We start from the raw sequence: 20629 nt of genomic DNA, 5'->3' as shown, positions 1-20629 counted from the left end.
TTGGATGAACGAATATTAAGTGAATGCTGGCGTCAAGGACGCACCGGCGCCAGATGGTGACTTGGGCGGATATGATAGGGCTGATTCACCGCATCTGCAGGATCATCGTGCCGTCAAGCGCGTGACCAAACCGACGCTCAACTTTAAATTATTTCGGTCCACAAAAAACGCCCTGCCTGGCATCGAACGCATGCACATGATCCGTAAGCAGCAGTGCATGATGGAAGGCGTCGATGAGATGTCTTTTGCAGACCACTTTTATGCTTTAGCAGGGCAAGTCCGTCCAGTTTGAAGGTGTACCAAGCACCTGCTAAAAGTCCGATTTATCCTTGCTAGCGCGAAAGAACCCAAACATATCCCAAGCCTTTGAAATCATTGGTGACATGGCTTGGTACCCCTTCAATATCATTAAAATGAAAGGGCGATCTGGGCTTATCTATACGCGTTTATTTGTTGATTGCGGCGTACACCAACTGCTTAATCAGACGGCGATAGCCCGGACGACTAGGGCCGGGTGACTGCATCATCGTAACCACTGCCAGATTTTGTTTGGGATCTATCCAGAAGAAAGTACCGGCGGCTCCAGCCCACATATATTCGCCTTCCGATCCTGGAACGCCCGCCATACCCGCGCCTTGACGTACCATAAACCCCAATCCGAAGGTATAACCGGGAACTCCCATCAGCAATTCGCCGGGACCGGGTGACGATACTACCTTGCTGCCCAGATGATCTGATGACATCAGGCTGACGGTTGTGGGGCTTAAAATGCGTTGACCATTTAACTCGCCGCCCTGCAGCATCATTACCGCGAAACGAAGATAATCGCTTGCGGTAGATACTCCACCTGCTCCACCGGAAGCGTTGGAAGGAACAATTGTGAGATCAAGGAGTTTATTGGGGGCACCGGTGGCTGGATCGATTGAGAGTGGCTGGGCCATACGGCCGATGTCTTTTTGCGGTACCTGAAAGCCGGTATCGACCATCTTAAGAGGTGAGAATAATCTTTCCTTTAAATAGACATCCAACATTTTGCCGCTGGCGGCTTCCACCACCCGCCCTAAAATATCCACGGACATGCTGTATTCCCACGTGCTTCCTGGCTGTGTGGAAAGGGGTGCTTTTGCGATGCCGGTTACTTCCTGTTGTGGGGTGACTTTTCTATGATCGTAGTCCGTGCCTTTTTCTTCGTAGACTCCCGCGTCGATGTAAGCCGCTTTGATGATTGGATTGCGGGTAAGTTCTGCATACGCGATGCCTGATGTGTGACGGAGCAAATCTTGCACCGTGATAGCCCGGTTGGCTGGAACAATCGTGTATGTTGTGACGCCGGCGGCATCAGTTTGTGCAACGCTGACGCCCATCTTCGTAAACTCAGGAAGAAATTTTGAGATGGGATCGGTGAGTTGGATTTTTCCATCCTCGACCAGCATCATTGCCCCAACCGATGCTAAAGGTTTGGTCATCGAATAAATACGGAATATAGCGTCTTTTTTAAGAGGTGTTCCAGCCGCTTTATCTTGGTAGCCGATGGCTTCTGAATACGCTAATTTTCCGTTACGCGCGATCATTACCACTACACCGGGAAATTTTCCTTGGTCCACCTCATGCTGGAGGGTTAGCTTAAGCTTCTGTAGCTTTGCGGACGATAGCCCTACTGTTTCGGGCACGACCACGGGGAGGCCTTGCGCTTGCACCGTGACCGTGTTTGCAGCAAATAAAAGCACGAATACAAATTGAATTGCATTTTTGATAGAAAGTTGTCTCATCCCTGTTTCCTTGTTATTTTAAAAATATCTACATCAAACCGACATACAGAAGTGAGCGAGGTCTGCATATACCAGAAACCCGCGTATTCAGATGCCCTTTGCTGACGAATGAAGCCACACCAATGGAAACCAACCAACGTGGTCTGAGCAAGACATGCCAGAGTTGTGCTGGTGGGTATCTGATAAGAGTGTCCCAACGTAGCGCCACTTGTGTTTTGCGGGAAATAAGCGACTTTTATTAAATTTTATGAAATCGATTATGCGCACCGCGGGTCTAGTATAGCGACGACATGATGATATATATACATTGAAAAACCAATGAAAGTCGATATTTTTTTTGATATGTCGCACACGATACCCTCAGGGCAATCGCAGGAAGGATCAGGATAGACGCTATTGCATTGGCAACCGGCGAAGGTCTGTGTGATTACTTGGGGAGTTTGCGCGGATGAATCTGATCGCAGGCCATCTCATTGCTGAGCAAATTTTCAGAACGGTGGTAGATCGTTACGAAAGGCGCAATCCCAGCAACCGTGAAGTCGACATCCGGCGCGTACATCAAATACCGGGCTTGCGATCAAAACTCATTCGTCATGCAGCATTACCGGACGCGGTATTTTGTTGCGCTCGTCGCGCGTTTATTACGGTACTACTTACCCCGAAACCGCCCTTCCGGCAAGCCATGCACATCATCCAACCGTATGCTAAAAACGCCACCAGCCTGGGGTTCGCTTGCTAACGCTTGTTCCGACAAGTCTTCACGCGCGGTGGTAACAAATAGCGTCGACAAGTCAGCGTTGCCAAACGCCACGCAACTTGGTTGGGATACCGGCAGCGCGATGATGCGGTCCATGCGGCCGTCGGGTGTAAAACGCACGACGCGATAGCCGCCCCATTGGGCGTTCCATAAACCGCCTTCGCTATCGATGGTCGAGCCGTCGGGTGAACCCGGCTGGTCGTGCAAGTCTGCAAACAGGCGGTCATTGGCGAAAGCGACCACAGGCTGCGCGGTATCCAATGCCTCGTAGTCACAGCAGCGAATAGTGTTGCTGATCGTGTCGCAGTAATACATCGTTGCGCCATCCGGGCTAAAACAAATACTGTTGCTAATAACGACGGGTGAGAGCGGTAGGCGCTCCAGAGTTAAATCGGCGTTCAGCCGGTAGAAACTGCAATTGGGGGTGCGATCAACGGCATCGGATTTGGTGCCGAACACAAAACGACCCTGCCGGTCGCAACGTCCGTCGTTAATGCGGGTTGTTGCCAGCCGGGCTTCTACCGCGACAATTGGCGTAACTTCGCCAGTGGAAAAATGAAACCATGCTAGCTGAGATGCCAGGCCAAGCAGCAATCGGTCATCATCCAAAGTGAGCGCAAAGGTAGCCAGCATTTCGGGCATTGCCCAGCTTTGCGTCTCGCCGTTTGAGGGCGTATGGCACCATAGTCGGGACGCCAGTATGTCGGTCCATAACAGTCTGCCGGAGCGCTCGCACCACAACACGCCCTCGCCTAGCAAATGTTTTCCATCAACTAATAATTTTACCGTCGTCATGCTGGCTCCCTTTACGCTACGCGATCAAGACCAGCCAGCGTCTACAATAAAGTCTTGGGCCGTGCACATTTTGCTGTCGTCGGCAGCAAGAAATAATGCCATCCGCGAGATATCCGCCGAATCAAGGCGCGCCTTGAGGCATTGCATTTGGTCGATCTCGCGCTCACCAGCATCGTCGAGCCACAGTTTTATCTGCTTTTCTGTCATGACCCAGCCCGGCACCAATGTGTTGACGCGGATATTATGCGGCCCTAAATCCCGCGCTAACGTGCGGGTTAAGCCTTGAATCGCTGCTTTTGATGTGGTGTAGGCAGGCATGCCGCCGGTTTTGTTTTTCCAGCTGATCGATCCAAGATTGATAATCGATCCGCCGCCGAGCGTTTGCATATCTTCGATCACAGCCTGGACGGCAAAAAACTGATGGCGCAAATTAACGGCCATGCCGTTATCCCAACTGGCGACGGTGGTTTCTTCAATGCTTTGGCGCTGATCGTTCGCAGCATTATTGACCAATGCCGAAATCGGCCCGAAATGCATGCGCGCTGTGTTGATCGCAGCTTGAAGTGCGGGGATATCGCACACGTCACATTGCAAAAAGAGCGGCGTATGGCGCGTCCCCTCACCGACCACCGATGCGATCAACGCATCTGCGGCCTCGCGATTGCGCCCAAGGAAGCTGACCTTGGCACCTTGTGCGACAAATTGCGCGACCATGTCGGCACCAATACCGGTGGTACCCCCACTAATTAAAACCGTGCGGTCTATCAGGCTAGGGTAACTGGCGTAGGATGGGTTTGGGCTTGTCATATTGTTGTCTCCTGAGAAAAATACATCGCGTGGGCTAGCGCCCCATGGGGTCAGCGCATGGAATAGGCAATCCATTATTGCCCTATTGTAGAGAGATATGCGATATCTTTCTAATGAATTATTCCGCCCAATCAATACTGAATTTGGTATCATTTCCTGTCACGCTAAGACACATGGCGGATAATTATAAATAATTAATTCGGGACAACTATGTCACACAGCGATAGCAACTGGTTTCTCCGTGCACGCCTTAAAACGCGCCAACTTTTGCTTTTAATTGCGTTGGACGAAGAGCGCAACATTCACCGGGCCGCGGAAGCGCTGAACATGACGCAACCGGCCGCGTCCAAACAACTGAAGGATCTGGAAGACATGCTGGATGTCCAGCTGTTTGAGCGACTGCCGCGCGGTATGCGTCCGACAATTTATGGCGATGCAATGATTCGGCACTCGCGCATGGCATTGACCAGTCTGTCTCAGGCGCACGATGACATTACCGCACTTAAATCTGGCTTGTCGGGTCAGGTAGACGTCGGTGCCATTTTGACACCAGGAATGAATCTACTCCCGGCCGCTATTGCACAGGTCAAACAACATTCGCCCATGTTACGGATTGGGATCGAAATCGAAAGTAGCAATATCCTGCTGGAACGCATGCAACGAGGATCGCTGGACTTTATGGTGGCGCGTATCCTCGATCAAGAGGACAACCGCAACCTTGAATACGAAGAGCTGGCAGATGAACCGGTATGTGCGGTCGCCCGCATTGACCATCCCCTGCGGCATGCCTCCAATCTGCAATTAAAAGACATTGCCGATGCAGGCTGGATACTGTCGCCGCGTGGCAGCATTCTGCGTCATCGCAGCGATATGATGTTTCACAAAAATGGCTTGCCCCCGCCGTCAAATGTGGTTGACACCACCGCCGCACTGGCGATCATTAGTCTGCTGCAGCAAACGGACTTTTTACATGTGATGCCGGTCGAGGTATCGCGCTTTTATGCACAACTCAATGTGCTGGCAATTTTGCCGATTGAACTGCCGTGCAAAATGGATGGTTTCGGCATCATCACCCGCCGCAACCATATCCTGTCGCCGGGTGCAAAGATTCTGCAACAGGCAATTCGCGAGGCTGCTAAAACGATCTATTAAGACCTTATTAAAGCCTGCACCACTGAATCCACGTCACCAGACAGGTAAGAAGCCCGAAGGCGTGCATCAGTAATAGCAAACCGGTGCTTTCTCCAAATATTGCGTCCTGATGTTATTGCGCCGGAGCAGGCCCCACGCCGCACCCGTTGCGATGATTGATGTACCATACCCGTTGGTCACGTACCTGTTATGAGACCGGTGTTACGGCGACATTTGATACCGCTGTCGATCCGTTTAGGGTCATTTTTATATCCTCGAATAACAACAAGATTGCCCTATGATCGCCATTGACCCGCATTCCCTCACTATCGCCGCGCAACCGCTGATTCAGGTCGGCATGTCTCTTCCCGAAGTCAAATGGCCATATCTGATTAGTCTGACCCGGCTTGGACTAGCGCTGGCGCTGGGTCTGTTGATCGGCTTAGAGCGGGAACGGCGCGGCAAAGAAGCGGGACTGCGCACCTTTGGATTAATCGCTCTGCTGGGAGGTATGGGCGGAATCCTTGGCGATACTTATGCTTACCTGATCCTGGTGATGACCGGCGGCCTGACCGTGTTTCTTAATTTACAAAGGCTACGTACACACATCAGCACCGAGCTGACAACGTCGGCGGCGATGCTGATTACGTGCGTGATCGGCATCCTGTGCGGCAAAGGTCATACTGCAACGCCCGCATCCGTGATGGTCATCGTGACGGCACTGCTGGCCTGGAAAGATCGTCTGGCGGGATTCAGCGTGGGATTGACCGAGGCCGAAATGCGCTCGGCGCTGATGCTGGCGATTCTGGCGATTGTGATTTACCCAGCATTGCCGATGGGGTCAATCGGCCCCTGGAATCTGATCGAACCGCGGGCTGCGTGGGTGACGGTGATCCTGATTGCCGGGATTGGCTTTATCAACTACGTTCTCTGGAAAATTTACGGCACGCGGGGCATCGCGCTGGCCGGCTTTTTGGGTGGACTGGTAAATAGCAGTGTGACCGTTAACGAGATGGCGTCGCGGGCCAAAGACAATCATCCGGAGACCGTGAGCGCCGCCTATCGAGGCATTTTGCTCGCCACCTCCGCAATGACGATCCGCAATGCTTGCCTGTTATTTATTCTGGCCCCGGCTGCGGCATTGACTGCGGCGGTGCCGTTCTTTTTGATGCTACTGGTCAATGCAGGTTGGTTTTTCATGGACCGCAATGCCCATCGCACTACCGACCACCAGACCGAACCGGGCGAGTTGCCAATACCATTTTCGGTGACCGCAGCGTTAAAGTACGGCTTGCTATTTTTGATATTGCACCTGGCTGGCGTGCTGACCCAAAATTACTTCGGCGAGCTTGGCTTTTATGCTGTGAGCCTGATCGGTGGCGTTGTGTCCAGCGCGAGTGCGGTGGCGGCAGCGGCCAGTTTGTTGACCAACAATGCGATATCGGCACACGTGGTATCGACCGGCGCGGTGATCGCCTCGCTGGCCAGCGTACTGATCAACCTTCCGCTGGTTTTGCGTGCGCGCAATCGCGGATTGACCGTGCGCCTGTCGCTGGCGATGGTGTCGATTTCTATCGTGGGTATACTCGGGGCGATGGCTTCCGCACACATCTGCCGCTGATGGTTAAGGAGTTCCCGGTATTGGCGCAGTTCTATTAAACGACCCGCTAGCATGGCTTGAAAATCGCTTAAAAATGACGGCCGATAGAGACGAATGAATAAGGCGAGGTTAGCCTTACCAAATGATCTCCGCCATCATCACGCCGCGCAGTGCATTACAAACCATAATCTGTTCAGCAGATTGCAAATCTCCGCGGGTGAGCCTACGTTCCGTCGCACTCCATAGTGGATCTTCAAGGATCACACCGCGCATAATGCCGGGCAGCAAACCTGACGTCAGCGGCGGGGTAAACCAGCGGCCTGCCAGTTTCACAAATACATTGCTGCGGCCCCCTTCCGTCAACTCGCCGTTCTGATTAAAAAATAGCATGTCGAATGCATCTTGCTGCTCGGCTGATCTCCACCCCTGATCATAACGCTGCCGCAATGTCGTCTTGTGTCGCAAAAACAGGTCTTTTTGCTGCGTCGGATCGGGGGAAATAATTACCTTTACCACCCCCGTCAACGCTGCCAGCGGCGCGCTGGTGATGGAAGAAGTCCCGTCTTCGGCCAGGCTAAGTCGCAATCGATAAACGCCTCCCGTTGCTAAGCCAGTGCTGAAGGTTGAAAGGTGATCATCCAAACGCTTACGTACCTGTGCCGCATCAAACACAAACCCAAAATAGGCCGCTGAAGTCTGTAATCGTTTTAAGTGACGGTCGGTATAGCGACAGCCTTCTTTGGTTGCATACATCGTTTCAAACAAAGAAAAATCAGGACGCAATCCGGTTAAAAATGCTGCTTTTAATTTGCATTCGGCGTACTCGTCCGATGCGACGCTATCATGCACGATGCCCGCACCGACGCCCATCTCACCCTGGCGAATACCGCGTTGATCCTCCGCATCCAGCAACAATGTGCGTATCGGCACCGATAAACAAAAGTCGCCAATCTGACGATCCTCGACCGGCGCATCAAACCAGCCAATCGCCCCGGTATACAAGCGACGCGGGGCAGTCTCCAACTCGGCAATAATCTGCATGCTACGTATTTTTGGGGCACCGGTAATGGAGCCGCACGGATATAGAGCAGTCATCAGTTCGGTCAAACGGATATCGTGGCGTAATTGGGCCTGCACGGTGGAGGTCATTTGCAGCACCGTGTTGTAGCGACTCACTTCGAACAGTGCGGGCACGCGCACTGACCCGGATTTTGCCACGCGACCCAGATCATTGCGTAACAGGTCAACGATCATCAGGTTTTCAGCGCGATTTTTAGGATCCGTGGCGAGGGCGGCTGCCGTTCGCTGGTTCTGCGCATCGTCATCGCTGGCGGCGGCGGTGCCTTTCATGGGTCGCGCCGTAAGTGTGCCGCCGTCGTTCCTGACAAATAACTCCGGTGACAACGAGAGCACCGCCCGGCCATCCGGCATTGCTATCAGTGCGCCATAAGGCACCGGTTGGCGTGCGCGCAACTGGTTATATAACGACAACGGACTGCCATAAACATCGAAATGCAGGCGATAGGTGTAATTTACCTGATAGGTGTCACCCGCTGCGATATACGCGTGGATTTGGGCGATTGCCTGATTGAAGGCCGAAGCTGCAACATTGGCGCGCACGTTGGCGATGCCGGATGCAAGCTCGGATATCACATTTGTATTGCGCATCGCCGGGTCTGATAGCAGTTGTTGGCTATTTAATTCGCCACTCAATGCGCTTGACTCTTTCGTTACGCGTTGCTCAAGCCATGCATCGACCTCAGATGCAGTCAATTTTTGACTAGTCCCAAATACCAGTATCTCTGCTAATGGGGCATCGCTTGCCGTTCCGTCGGAGCCAACCGATCGAACGCCGTGTATAGCCGCGCCGAGTTCGTAGCTAAACAGTGTCACCACGTGTAGTCCATCGCGCAGTGCTTCTTGCATCTGGTCGAGCGACTGGGCTAACTGTTCGGCACCCTGACAACGCAACGTTCCCCGATAATCGGTAAAGAGACGCGAAACCGCAACGTTCCGGTCAGCGCCGCGATCATCGAATAACGCAAAACATTCTGCTTTGGGCAAGGCGCTACTGCCGTTGAAAGCCAGCGCTAACGAGGTATCAATACCTAAAGTCATAAGTTACAACTCGACATTCAAAATGGCGTAAACAGAAGAAAAGGACGGCTCCGCGTAAAACCAGCATCGGTGCCAAAGACGTAATTTTACCGAAAAAGCCTTTATAAAGCGTAATTTATGGGTTGGGCACAATTTAGGTAAAGCTTATTTACAACCTATGTCGGGCTTATGTGCAGCTCATGGTTAGCCGAATCACGGGTGACGCTATGTGCAAGGGGCCTAGGCAATCGGCGGTTATGCTAGCTGAACGGCGAGCGACGCGCCAAAGCGCTATACTGAGCGTCCTTAAATATGAGCTCTCCGGCGCAATCCAGCGTGCAAAGGACGCCCGCCCCCACCTCGCTCATGGCAATATCTCGCGTTTTTCTTACACCGCTCATCGTCGCCTGCGCGCTCTTTATGGAGAATATGGACGCGACGGTGATTGCCACCTCATTACCTGCGATGGCGCTCGACATGGGTGAGAACCCCATCGCGCTGAAGCTGGCCATGACCTCCTATCTGGTCGGTCTGGCGGTATTTATCCCCATCAGCGGCTGGATGGCAGATCGGTTTGGCGCCCGCACCGTTTTTCGCACTGCCATCGGCGTGTTCATGTTTGGCTCAATACTCTGCGGCATATCGCACACGCTGGCCGAGTTTGTCGCCTCGCGTTTTTTTCAAGGCATGGGCGGCGCGATGATGGTGCCAGTCGGACGCCTGGTGATTTTACGTACGGTATCCAAAGCTGACTTGGTAAAAGCGCTCAGCTACCTGACCATTCCAGCGTTGATCGGGCCGGTGATCGGGCCACCGCTGGGCGGCTTCATCACTACTTATTTTCACTGGCGCTGGATCTTCTTTATCAATATTCCGATCAGCATTTTCGGCATTTACCTCGCCAATCGGTTTATTCCAAATCTGCGCGAAGAAGGCACCGTGCCACTAGACTGGATCGGCTTTATCCTTTCTGCCGTGGGCTGTTCCTGCCTGATGTTTGGTCTCGCCAGTGCGGGTCGCCATCTGGTCGAAAGCGATGTCTCGCTCATTTATGTGGTGATCGGTAGCCTCTCGTTTGCAGCTTATGTCTGGCATGCGTTTCATTGCGAACACCCATTGCTGAATCTGCGCTTGTTATCGATTCCCACCTTGCGCATGAACATTTATGGTGGCTCATTATTTCGGATTGGGATCGGCGCATTGCCGTTTTTGTTACCGCTATTATTCCAGCTGGGGTTTGGCCTGTCACCGTTTCAGTCTGGTTTGCTGACTTGCGTGTCGTCCATCGGTGCGATGTTTGTCAAGACCATCACGACCTATGTTTTGAAACGCTTCGGCTTCCGTAACGTGCTGATCTATAACACTTTGTTTGGCGCAGCTTCAATGGCGGCGTTTGGCGCACTGACTGCGGAAACCCCGCATATCATCGTAGGTGCATTGTTGCTACTCGGCGGTTGCATCCGCTCAATGCAGTTCACCAGTATCAACGCGATTGCTTATGCTGATATCAAACCCTACCAAATGAGTCAGGCCACCAGTTTGACCAGCGTTGCGCAGCAACTTGCCATCGGCATGGGCGTGACCGTGGGCGGCTACGTGTTGCAAGTCTCTAACCGGATGCAAGGCCACGCCACGATTGTCAGCTCAGACTTTTGGCCGACATTTATCACCATCGCAATCATTGCCGCGATGGCGCTGCCGTTTGCATGGAAATTAAGGCCCGATGCTGGCGAAGAAATGACCGGGCGTCGCGCTTCCTGAAGACCAAGACGACCATGACCATGACGGTGACGGTGACGGTGACGGTAGCACTATACCCGTTGCCACTCCAGCAACCGATTATTGGATGGCATAGCATGATCGGCCGCCAGAACCAGATGGCTCTCGGCGGCCAGCAAGATTAGTTCTGCCATGTCCCGTATGCCCATATGCGCCGCGTAGCCCTTCAAGCTGGCGTCAAATACGGCGTTGCTCGGGCTGGTAAATTGACCGTCCACGTTAAACGGCCCATAAGTCCAAAAAACACCGCCTGTCGTCAACACCCGTCCAACGCCTAAAAACATATTACGCACTTGCGGCCACGACATAATGTGGCAGGTGTTGGCGGTAAACACCGCGTCGTAGGTTGTAGTGAGCGCCTGTGACCAATCCGGTTCTGCCATGTCCAGCGCTAGCGGTGGCAATACACCCGATAGAGCGGCTTCTTGCTGCCATGCCAGAATGCTGGGATGATTGGCGGCTAAATCACTGGTCTGCCAGATGGCAGCCGGGAATTGCTGTGCAAAAAATACCGCATGTTGACCGGTGCCACTGCCTATTTCCAGCACCCGTTGCACCGTGCTGGCCGAGGGCATGCGCGCTTGCGATAATTTGCTTGCCAGCACTTCAGCGATTGGATGACGGTTGCGCTCGCAAGCGAGGGAAAATTGTTTGCTCATGATGGTCTTTTCGGTTCGAACAGCTCGCTATCATAGCGGAAGCCGCCACTGAGTATTGAGGATAACCGATCCGTGGTCGGTCCTCCAGATTTCAGCACACTTTAGCGTAAATGCAGCGCTGTAAGTTTAAAATAAAATGACCTGATCCGCCATTTCTGGCCCGCCTTTATTCAGCGCCCGATAGGTTAAGAAGACCCGTAAATCAAACTCAAGTTGATGATACTCCGGCAACATATATTCGCACAGCTTGTAGAACGCTTTGTTATGGTCCTGCTCTTTCAAATGCGCCAGTTCGTGCACGACGATCATCTCCAGAAACTCTGGCGCCGCTTCTTTGAACAAAGCTGCCACCCGGATCTCCTTCTTGGCCTTTAGTTTCCCACCCTGAACCCGGGAAATCGCAGTATGCAGACCCAACGCTTTATGCGTCAGATCAAGGCGACTGTCGTAAAGGACTTTATCAATGTTAGGTGCATTCTTTAAATACGCCTGCTTTAGCGCCAAGGTGTAGGAGTAAAGCGCTTTATCGTTCTGCACCGCATGCTTGCCGGGATAGCGTTTAAGCAAATACTCACCCAAACGTTTCTGCTCGATGAGTTGGCGAATCTGGTCCTGCAATGCGACCGGATAGGCCTGGAGATATTTTAGTGGCGTCATAAAGCGGTGATATTAGGGTAAAACCCAGTTAATAGCAGATAAAAATACGTTCAGCAGCACGGTTTCAAGCTTGCCCTGCGGACCAACACGCTCAGCAAGATTGGTGGAGAGCGCGCCGCGCCATTGATTCGCTATGGAAGCGCAAAAGTGTAGAGCATGGCCACACCTTACGCTATTTTGTATTGTCGCCAGATTTATCGACAAGGCCGGTCACCTCGGTCACCTTCTTGGGACCCCACAACTTATCAAAGCGATTGGTAAACAAGACATCCAGTCCATTGATCGTGCCTCCCCTTAACACCATTGACCAGCGGCGCGAAAATTGCCATGTCAGTTTTAAAACACTGGCGGCACCGGATAGACTTTGCTCATAGCCGATGTTGATTTTTTCGGTGATGGCTTTGCCAATATTTACCACCTGTTCATTGACCAGACCTGACTCGCTGGTACCGATGGAAAACTCATCCAGACCGATTCCCCGTGCAATCTTTTTACCACCGTAATTTCCTAATAACGCGAGCGCTTGCCCTGCGGCCTGGCGCTGGCCCAACGCGCTGCTGTCGCTGCCATGACCGAACATCAGCCAGGATAATTTTTCTTCATCTGACACATTGGGCTCCGACACCAACTTGACCCTTGGCGCGGATGCGTAACCGCTGATTTCTGCACCTGCCTCCACGTCCTGATTGCGCCGCATTGCCAGAATATTGATATTAGGATTATTGATTGGCCCCGTAAAGTTAATCAAGCCGCGCTCTATTGCCAGTTTGCGGCCGAATACCTCGTAGGTACCATCCGTTACCCTGATGGTACCGCTGGCACGCAATGCGGAAAAAGGCTCGCTATGCACCAACATTGTGCCTCCTAAACGCAAGTCGGCACCACTACCCCGGAATCTAAAATCGTTGCCGAAGTCGACCGCTATATTCATTATTGGCGACAAACTACCGGCGGGCTTTTCTGCCGTTTTCTTTAATTTGGCTTTTTCCGTCAGCGGCGTGACGTTGGCTTTGCCGTCCTTGCGAACAATGACCACATCAGCACCAAGCGTCGGCGCGCTAGTCTTGGGCAAATCGAACAGCGCCTTATCAATCGTAAACTTTCCATCGACATGCAACTGCTCGCTGACGTTGGCAACTTTCGCCTGACCGGACAACATGAGCTGCCGATCGGGGCTGGCAAAAAGCTGTAGCCGATCCGCGACGATGGTTGCAGTGACGTCTGGATTGGATTTTCCTAATTGGAGGCGACCATTGGCACGTAACGTTCCATCACCGCCGTGAAACTCCAGTTGCTGCAAGGTAATAATGTTTTTATCAAGATTCAGGCGGGCAACACCATCCCGCAATTTTATACCTTGATCGTATAACGTAACCGCCAGATTATTTCCCGCAACCGTACCCGAGACGGTCGGTTGTCCCAATACACCTGCCAGCGTTACATCCAGCGCGAGATTGCCGTCCAGACCGACTTGCGGACCAATTAAGCCGCCCACGGTTTTTAATTGCGGGACACTGGCTTTTACCGTACCCGATAACGTAGAGCTATCGTTAATCGTCAATCCGTTATCGAGGTGAATAAGACCCAATCTGAGTTGCCCGCTGGCAGATCCAATTTTGGACGCGGCCAATGCTGTATTCAGATTGGCCTGCGTTCCTTGCAAATCCGCGCGCAGGCGTAGTTCCGTCAGTCCCAGTGGGATGTCTCCGCGCCCGGATTTGATACGGATGTCACCGCTGCGGCGATTAAGCTCAAAAAATCCGGTAGCGCGATCCGACAACCCAAAATTCCAACGGCTGTCGAGGACCAGATCGGTCATCACCGGAAACTCTTTGCCGGTAAACTCATGCGCCAGATCCATGAGCGTGCGCACATTGAGGGCGTTTATCGCGCCCGCCGATTGTATGCGCCCATGGTCGATACTGAGATTCTTAAGATCAATGACGGCGTCGGCAATCGTTAAATGCGTCGCCCCCACACTGAGCTTATTCGCGGACGCGCTGATCGACACAGGTTCACCTAGCGCAATGCGTGGCATGCCTTGATTTTTTAATTCGGTTAGCGTGCCCTGCCAGCCATAACCAGCATCGCCTTGACGCAACTTACCCTGCGCTCCCAACGTCAGCGCCAAGGGCTTTTCGCGTACGGTGCCGACCGTTTCAAGCTGCAGGCGATGATTGCCGAAGGTTCCTGCAAGATTGGCGTTCAACTTACTTAACGCGATATCCGGCCCACGATAACCACGTGCGTCAACGCTAAGACGAAGTCGGTTAGCAGGCGCAGCGATATCGGCGCTGACATCGGCCTGTATGTCCGCTTGCCCAGATAAACTGTCTATCTGCTGCGCGCCAAAATGTATTTTTTCGGCGCGATAACTGGCGGTAACAGCGGGCCTTTTCAGGCTGCCGGTAACCTGTCCATCGGTATGGAGTGCGCCGGATAAGCCAAAGCCTAGTCGGTCCAACTGTGGCGCATCCACAATAAAATTAAAATGATCGCCGGGCATCCCAAAATTGCCCTTAAGTTGCGCGTTGTTTCCGGCAACCGAGAGTTGCATTTCACTTGGCAGCAAACGCTTGTCGACCAGATTAATCGTTCCACTACCTGTCATCGGCAGATTGTCATACTGGCTGTCAAGAATGTTGAATTTTAGCTTCAGGTGCAACGCAGGTGATAATTTTCCATTGGCCTGAAGATCCATGTTGATACTGGCCGGAACCACTTTAGCCGGTTTTGCGATCGCCGGTTTTTTACCTTTCACGGTTGCCGCGGGACCGCTTTTTATCCACAAAGCGGGATCGAAAGCGCGTAGCTTAGCATTGAGGTCGTAAGCCATTGCCTCGTTGCGCGCCACATTTCCATTAACGTTGAGGTGGGCAGGACCGGCAACCAGTTCTACCCGCCGCAGGTCAATTTTTTTAGGATCAATCAGCGACTCAAGACTGACCGAGAGATTTTTGTCGGCCAGTTTCAGACCAATTAATTGCGTGTCGGGAGTGAGCTTGATGCTGAGCGGTCCTGCCAACCGCGACGGTTGCAGCCTGGCGTGCAACGCATGTAAATTAAGAGCGGCAACATCGAACGTAAATTGTCCAGATTTTTTATTTTCGCCCTCGGTGTGGTATTCGCCCTTACCACTAAGTGATCCCTTATCCAGTAACTGAATGTGCAAACTGGAGAGTTGTTGCGACTTCGCGTCCAGCCGCACTTGCGCGTCAATAGAAGTCAACGGCAAGCGGTCTTTATCCAATGCGCCCGGCATTGCGTTGGTAATCCGCAGTGGTCCGCTCACCGCCAGCAGCGCTAAATCAACACTGGTAAGAGATGCATCTGGTGGGCTGGCCGCCAAACCCGGCGCTTTGGTCGCGGCAGTCGCGGCCGTAGCATTAGTGGCGGCTGCAGTGGCGGAGACCGGTGCCAGATCGGCCTGTACCTTCAGGTCAGCCGATGGTGCGCCAGCACTGAATAATTTGGGGTTGATGTGATCAGCGCTAATCTGTATGCGTTGAAATGGAATCGGCGCAAACGGCGTGGCTGCAACGTTAACGTTGGCGCGTAACTTGTCGCCAGTTCCCAACAGCGCCACATTCAAGGTCGGTAGCGTCCCGGATACTTTGGCATCAAGCTGAAATTTTTCGTTCGCATAAGCGCCTTGCAGTTCTGCGCCGCCCGTCACTACAAACGGCGCTAGCCCTTCCAAATGCAGGTTGGCACTCACGCTGCCGAATGCGGTATCCACATGCTCTACAGTTACGAGATGATGCACCCCGTCCGATTGACCGCTCAAAGACAAATTGCTTAATTCGGTGGTGGATAATCCTTGCATTAACGAGAGCTTATCAAGCCTGATGTTTTGCAATGACAATGCTAAAGGCAATGTTAGCCGGGTGGGCAGCGTCAACGGCGTAGCAGGCTTAGGCTGCATGCGTGCATCCACGGTGCCAACGTGAAGATGGCTAACGCTTAATTTTAAGGGTGAGAAGGTGAGTTGCCAGCGTCCATCAATCTTGTCGATAGAAAATTGCTGGGTCGCATCGCGGTACTTGACGTTCTTGAGGCGGATGCCATCTTCCAACGTCCCGCCGACCACCTCGCCGGTCAAATGATTCTGGGATAACCAGGTGGCCGTTTTCCATATGGCTTTGGTGCCGGATTCAGAGCGGATACCAATCAGCAGGACGACGACGAGCAGTACTACCATTAAGATTAGCATCAACACTGCCGCGCCTATCCTCTGAAAAAATACAAACCAGCGACGGGCTTCCTTTCGCGGGGAGGTCGAAGTCGGCGCAGGCGTACTAGATGGGTCGGTCGGTGGCGTCATTACGTTGGTCATCTTTGGTGAGGCAATATTTCCTGCAATAAACTGGTGAAAATTATTTAAAGAAAATTGTTTAAAGGAAAATGGTTAAAAAAAATACCCGAACCAATAATGCATCATAGAGATTACCGATTTTGCAGCGACAATTAGTACCGTTCGTCACGGCATGATCATTTGGCTGATGGTCGTTTAAGTCTTTCCGGGACATTCATTACGGCCTTGCGGAAGGGGTTGATCGCCTTAGGAACAAACGATACCGGATGATCAGAAAGCGATCCCTAACGAAATGTGTGGTCGAATGCGTCGATCTTGCACGCCGTACGCCAAGTCTACATTTACCGGCCCCACGGGACTGCGCCAGCGCGCGCCAACACCGGTACCAACCTTGATCTGCTTGTCAACCCAGCTATTAGTCGCCGCGCCAATATCATAAAATACCGCCGCCCCCCAACTATGATTAAACCAATGCTGGTATTCGGCGCTGGCGGTGACCATATATTTGGTTGGATAAACCCTGCCTTTTTGCGTATTGCCAATGCTTTCATAAGCATAACCGCGTACCGACTCGTTTCCACCGGCACGAAACAATAGCGATGCTGGCACTTCGGCGCTGGCACCTTTGGTGAATATCGCTCCGCCCTCAATGCGAAAAATCATTATGTCGCGCTTGGCGACCGGAACATATTTCTTGTAGCGTAAATAGGCCCGAAAAAAGCTTTGATCGGTCAGGACTCCCTTCAAGGCGATACCAGTCTGTACCGAAAATATATCGCCATCGGTCGGAAAAATCTGATCGTCTACATCCCGTCTGGTCCAGCTAAATCCCGGCACAAGGGCCTGATGCTTACCCGGCAAAACCACGGTATTTGGGGGCAAGACCGCCCCATCTGTTTGTTGCAAAGAATCACGATAAAAATCTAGCGTCAATGCCGTGTCATAATTTTCCAGAGAGCGTGCGCGCTTGAACCCAATGCGCTGGCTGCGTAAATCGACACCTTGAAGCGTCGTGCGATCATATGCACCATTGATGCCGTTGACGAAACTACGCTGGTCCGGCGGCATATTCAGGGAGAGTGATCCATACTGGCGTCGCTGCTCAATCTTGGCCTGACTATCAAATACCCAGGCATCGCCAAATACATTGTAATTTGAGTACCCGCCCTGCACCTGTGCCCCTGTATCTGTCGCATACCCTATCCCGGCCCGCACCCGCTGCGTCGGAAATTCAGTAACTTGCACCTTCACTGGCGTCAGCGCCGGATGTGCGGGGTCGTCGTCAATGCCTACTATGACGTTCCCGAAATAGCCGGTATTTTGTATTTGCCGCTGCAAATAGAGCAAACGATCAAGGTCGTAATTTTCACCAACGCTTAATGGATTCACGTTATGAATGATTTTATTGGGATAGCGTTTGGTACCTGTGATTTGAAGCGGGCCTAACGTAAACGACGGTCCGCTATCGTATGCAACCGATAGTTGGGCAGCGTTATCGTCAGCTTCTATCCGCGCCTCGGAATGCGTAATTTTGGCGGAAGGAAATCCCTTGTATTGCAGCAGTTGTAAACTATGCTCTTTGGCTGCGTCCCAATCGCTCTGGCGAAAGGGCTGACCGACCGGCAAGCGCCAGTTGCGCTGGATACGTGGTATCCGCTCCGGCACTTCAGTTACCACTTTACCCATCACCTCAACTTTTGCGCTGGCAACTATCGTGCGTTGATGTGGATCGACTTTGAGGTGAATAACTTTTGTCGCACCGGGATCGACCGTCACCGTCGTGGTGGGCAAAAAATAACCTTCAGTGGAGGTCAGTTGCGTGACCTGGTCGTTCACGGTATCAAGCATGTATTTTAGCTGGTCATCGCTGAGGTCGTCCCGGTCCTTATAACGCACCAAGTCCAGATGCTGCTTAAGTAGAGCGCTGATTTCTTTCGGAGCCTCAATCTCGACTTTATAGGCGGCCCGGGCGTCCGAAGGATTTAACCAGAGCAGGATCAACAAAACACCGCAAAGCGGATAGTTGAAACATGCCACGGGCCGGATGTGAGTCAGATTCATACGCACCGGTCCAAATAGAGATCAAGGATCAATGCTCTATCGCACTTGGTACGCTGCGCTGATAGTAAAAGTAAAAACATAGGCAGTCAGGATTTAACATAAATTTCGGTCGGGGCTACTATGGTATTCGAACAATTGTCGAGGCTCATACAGGGCTGAACGACATCAACTCCGCCTCATTTCTTCATGTATCAGCAAGATCTGCGATCACATCTGACAAATTCGATTGTCCGTATAAAACAAACAAACTGATTTGAGCTGCGTGGTACCTTTTTTAAGGTCTCACCATCATAACGTCTGGCCTCATTTAACGCCTCCCAAAACGCATTTCTTATTCTAATAACTAAAATTGTCGCATTATCGTGGAGAAGTCATTGTAGACGGCTGGACCCAGGCAGCAAACTCTTCTTCGGTAACGTAACCCAGAGCAAGTGCCGCCTGCTTTAACGTACTACCGTCATGATGCGCATGCTTTGCAATTTGGGCGGCCTTGTCGTAACCGATATGCGGTGCTAACGCTGTCACCAACATTAGTGAACGGGACATCAGTTCAGCAATGCGATCCTCATTGGCCGCAATACCGGATGCACAATGATGATCAAAACTATGCATTCCATCTGTCAACAATCGCACGCTTTGCAGAAAGTTATGGGCAATCAGCGGTTTAAAGACATTCAGTTCAAAGTTACCGGAAGCGCCGCCAAAATTAATCGCGACATCATTACCGAACACCTGGCAGCATAGCATCGTCAACGCTTCACATTGGGTAGGATTGACCTTGCCCGGCATAATCGAGCTACCTGGCTCGTTTTCCGGGATGCTGATTTCTCCCAGTCCCGAACGCGGGCCCGACGCCAGCCAGCGAACGTCATTAGCAATCTTCATCAATGCTGCTGCCAGTGCCTTTAACGCACCATGCGCCGCCACCAACGCGTCGTGCGCGGCCAGTGCGGCAAACTTATTCTCGGCAGTAATAAATGGCGCGTTCAGCGCCTTGGTTAATTCGGCAGCAACGCGTGCACCAAACTCCGGATGCGCGTTCATGCCGGTCCCTACCGCGGTACCACCAACGGCAAGCGCATATAACCCGTCAAGCGAGGCGGTGATGTTGCGGTCGGCAAAATCAAGTTGCGCAACATAGCCCGAAAACTCCTGTCCTAGCGTCAGCGGCGTAGCATCCTGCAAATGGGTACGACCGATCTTGACGACATCGGCAAATGCTTGCGATTTCTTATGCAGCGTGTCGCGCAATGCTCTTAATGCTGGTATCAACAACTCGCTGATGCCAAGGACCGCGGCAACATGCATTGCGGTGGGGAAAATATCGTTCGATGACTGACTTAAATTCACGGCATCGTTAGGATGGATCAAACGCGCTTGACCGCGCTCGCCGCCGAGTAGTTCCGAGGCGCGATTGGCCAGCACCTCATTCATGTTCATGTTGCTTTGCGTACCCGATCCGGTTTGCCATATTGCTAAGGGGAACTCGTGCGGATGCTTGCCACTACTGACTTCTTGCGCTGCTTGCATGATGGCCTTGGCATTTTTAGACGGCAACTCCCCCAAATCCATATTAACTTGCGCGCAAGCGTGTTTGACATAGGCCAACGCAGTGATTAACTCAACCGGCATCCGCTCGGTAGAAATATTAAAATGCGCCAAAGAGCGTTGCGTCTGCGCGCCCCAAAGACGCTCTGTCGGCACCTCAATATTGCCAAAGGTATCTCGCTCTATTCTGGCACGGGCATTGGCACTGGCACTGGTCATCGTTAGCTCCAATAATGATAGGCATTGCTGAAATTTAATGGTCTGTGTATAAGTGGCTGGCAGGTCTAAAGTCTCACAAATTCTCGAATGTATGTAAACATATGTGAATGCATGATACCGAGCGACGGTCGCGATAAAGCGGCAATTATGGTCTGATTAGTTTTGTAGCAGTTCACTGCAGGGATTAGCAAGACACGCTATGCACGTGCAGTTACCGCGCTTTTTTGACTCCAAAGCGCTCTAGACGTTCCCGTCCTAGCGCGTATCTTGTGGGAGCATTGAAAAATGGTCATTAAAGAGAATTGCCGGCGCTTGCGTATGGACATAATTTAAGGTGTCGAAACGATCGGATGGCGCGCAATTAAACAGGAGTCACTCTACATATCGTGGAGACAATATTCGGACATCCTTAATTATCTGCAATAAATCACCGCA

13 protein-coding genes are annotated in these 20629 nt (G+C 52.1%); 4 read left to right on the top strand and 9 right to left on the bottom strand.

All coding sequences use genetic code 11. The features are described from left to right. Positions 1 to 19 precede the first annotated feature (19 nt). Positions 20 to 292 (top strand): hypothetical protein, encoded by a 273-nt coding sequence (locus HAV38_RS21635; RefSeq protein WP_184013389.1) that lies wholly within the window; start codon positions 20 to 22, stop codon positions 290 to 292. A 154-nt stretch (positions 293 to 446) separates the two neighbouring features. Here the strand turns inward: HAV38_RS21635 and HAV38_RS09875 are convergent, their stop codons facing one another. The 3 genes from HAV38_RS09875 to HAV38_RS09865 all read right to left on the bottom strand — a co-directional run bounded on the left by HAV38_RS09875 (position 447) and on the right by HAV38_RS09865 (position 4128). Next, entirely contained in the window at positions 447 to 1769 is a 1323-nt protein-coding gene (locus HAV38_RS09875) for a serine hydrolase domain-containing protein (RefSeq protein ID WP_168054918.1), read from the bottom strand. Positions 1770 to 2418: 649 nt separating this feature from the next. After that, a complete protein-coding gene (locus HAV38_RS09870; RefSeq protein ID WP_168054916.1) occupies positions 2419 to 3321 on the bottom strand; it encodes an SMP-30/gluconolactonase/LRE family protein in 903 nt (300 codons plus the stop codon). A 24-nt stretch (positions 3322 to 3345) separates the two neighbouring features. After that, positions 3346 to 4128, bottom strand: coding sequence for an SDR family NAD(P)-dependent oxidoreductase (locus tag HAV38_RS09865; RefSeq protein ID WP_168054915.1), 783 nt, complete (start codon positions 4126 to 4128; stop codon positions 3346 to 3348). A 210-nt stretch (positions 4129 to 4338) separates the two neighbouring features. On the opposite strand from HAV38_RS09865, the gene HAV38_RS09860 reads away from it, so the two are divergent. After that, positions 4339 to 5280, top strand: a complete 942-nt coding sequence (locus tag HAV38_RS09860) for a LysR family transcriptional regulator (RefSeq protein ID WP_168054913.1) — start codon at positions 4339 to 4341, stop codon at positions 5278 to 5280. Between the two features lie 277 nt (positions 5281 to 5557). Continuing rightward, entirely contained in the window at positions 5558 to 6880 is a 1323-nt protein-coding gene (locus HAV38_RS09855) for an MgtC/SapB family protein (protein ID WP_245182300.1), read from the top strand. A gap of 114 nt (positions 6881 to 6994) precedes the next feature. On the opposite strand, the gene pabB is transcribed toward HAV38_RS09855, so the two are convergent. Beyond that, the gene (gene pabB, locus HAV38_RS09850; protein WP_168054911.1) at positions 6995 to 8977 is read right to left on the bottom strand and encodes an aminodeoxychorismate synthase component I; all 1983 of its coding nucleotides are present in this window, start codon (positions 8975 to 8977) and stop codon (positions 6995 to 6997) included. Between the two features lie 345 nt (positions 8978 to 9322). Here pabB and HAV38_RS09845 point away from each other — a divergent pair, with 345 nt between their 5' ends. Next, positions 9323 to 10717, top strand: coding sequence for an MFS transporter (locus HAV38_RS09845; RefSeq protein ID WP_168054910.1), 1395 nt, complete (start codon positions 9323 to 9325; stop codon positions 10715 to 10717). 50 nt (positions 10718 to 10767) lie between these two features. Here HAV38_RS09845 and HAV38_RS09840 read toward each other — a convergent pair whose 3' ends face one another. The 5 genes from HAV38_RS09840 to fumC form a co-directional block, all read right to left on the bottom strand. Continuing rightward, positions 10768 to 11394 (bottom strand): DUF938 domain-containing protein, encoded by a 627-nt coding sequence (locus HAV38_RS09840; RefSeq protein ID WP_168054908.1) that lies wholly within the window; start codon positions 11392 to 11394, stop codon positions 10768 to 10770. Positions 11395 to 11520: 126 nt separating this feature from the next. Continuing rightward, positions 11521 to 12051: a M48 metallopeptidase family protein gene (locus HAV38_RS09835; protein WP_168054906.1), complete on the bottom strand. Its 531-nt coding sequence runs from the start codon at positions 12049 to 12051 to the stop codon at positions 11521 to 11523. A gap of 172 nt (positions 12052 to 12223) precedes the next feature. Then, positions 12224 to 16375 (bottom strand): translocation/assembly module TamB domain-containing protein, encoded by a 4152-nt coding sequence (locus HAV38_RS09830; RefSeq protein WP_168054904.1) that lies wholly within the window; start codon positions 16373 to 16375, stop codon positions 12224 to 12226. A gap of 261 nt (positions 16376 to 16636) precedes the next feature. Continuing rightward, a complete protein-coding gene (locus tag HAV38_RS09825) occupies positions 16637 to 18427 on the bottom strand; it encodes an autotransporter assembly complex protein TamA (RefSeq protein ID WP_168054902.1) in 1791 nt (596 codons plus the stop codon). Positions 18428 to 18784: 357 nt separating this feature from the next. After that, positions 18785 to 20194 (bottom strand): class II fumarate hydratase, encoded by a 1410-nt coding sequence (fumC, locus tag HAV38_RS09820; RefSeq protein WP_168054900.1) that lies wholly within the window; start codon positions 20192 to 20194, stop codon positions 18785 to 18787. Positions 20195 to 20629: the final 435 nt, after the last annotated feature.

Source organism: Glaciimonas immobilis (genome assembly GCF_011947285.1).
GTDB classification, from domain to species: domain Bacteria; phylum Pseudomonadota; class Gammaproteobacteria; order Burkholderiales; family Burkholderiaceae_D; genus Glaciimonas; species Glaciimonas immobilis.
Note: the sequence above shows the minus strand (reverse complement) of the source record. Positions and strands in the feature narration are given on the sequence as shown.

What these genes read in the sequence shown, in the direction of transcription:
- HAV38_RS09875 (WP_168054918.1), bottom strand. Translation starts at nt 1,769, where the DNA reads ATGAGACAACTTTCTATCAAAAATGCAATTCAATTTGTATTCGTGCTT.
- HAV38_RS09870 (WP_168054916.1), bottom strand. Translation starts at nt 3,321, where the DNA reads ATGACGACGGTAAAATTATTAGTTGATGGAAAACATTTGCTAGGCGAG.
- HAV38_RS09865 (WP_168054915.1), bottom strand. Translation starts at nt 4,128, where the DNA reads ATGACAAGCCCAAACCCATCCTACGCCAGTTACCCTAGCCTGATAGAC.
- HAV38_RS09860 (WP_168054913.1), top strand. Translation starts at nt 4,339, where the DNA reads ATGTCACACAGCGATAGCAACTGGTTTCTCCGTGCACGCCTTAAAACG.
- HAV38_RS09855 (WP_245182300.1), top strand. Translation starts at nt 5,558, where the DNA reads ATGATCGCCATTGACCCGCATTCCCTCACTATCGCCGCGCAACCGCTG.
- pabB (WP_168054911.1), bottom strand. Translation starts at nt 8,977, where the DNA reads ATGACTTTAGGTATTGATACCTCGTTAGCGCTGGCTTTCAACGGCAGT.
- HAV38_RS09845 (WP_168054910.1), top strand. Translation starts at nt 9,323, where the DNA reads ATGGCAATATCTCGCGTTTTTCTTACACCGCTCATCGTCGCCTGCGCG.
- HAV38_RS09840 (WP_168054908.1), bottom strand. Translation starts at nt 11,394, where the DNA reads ATGAGCAAACAATTTTCCCTCGCTTGCGAGCGCAACCGTCATCCAATC.
- HAV38_RS09835 (WP_168054906.1), bottom strand. Translation starts at nt 12,051, where the DNA reads ATGACGCCACTAAAATATCTCCAGGCCTATCCGGTCGCATTGCAGGAC.
- HAV38_RS09830 (WP_168054904.1), bottom strand. Translation starts at nt 16,375, where the DNA reads ATGACGCCACCGACCGACCCATCTAGTACGCCTGCGCCGACTTCGACC.
- HAV38_RS09825 (WP_168054902.1), bottom strand. Translation starts at nt 18,427, where the DNA reads ATGAATCTGACTCACATCCGGCCCGTGGCATGTTTCAACTATCCGCTT.
- fumC (WP_168054900.1), bottom strand. Translation starts at nt 20,194, where the DNA reads ATGACCAGTGCCAGTGCCAATGCCCGTGCCAGAATAGAGCGAGATACC.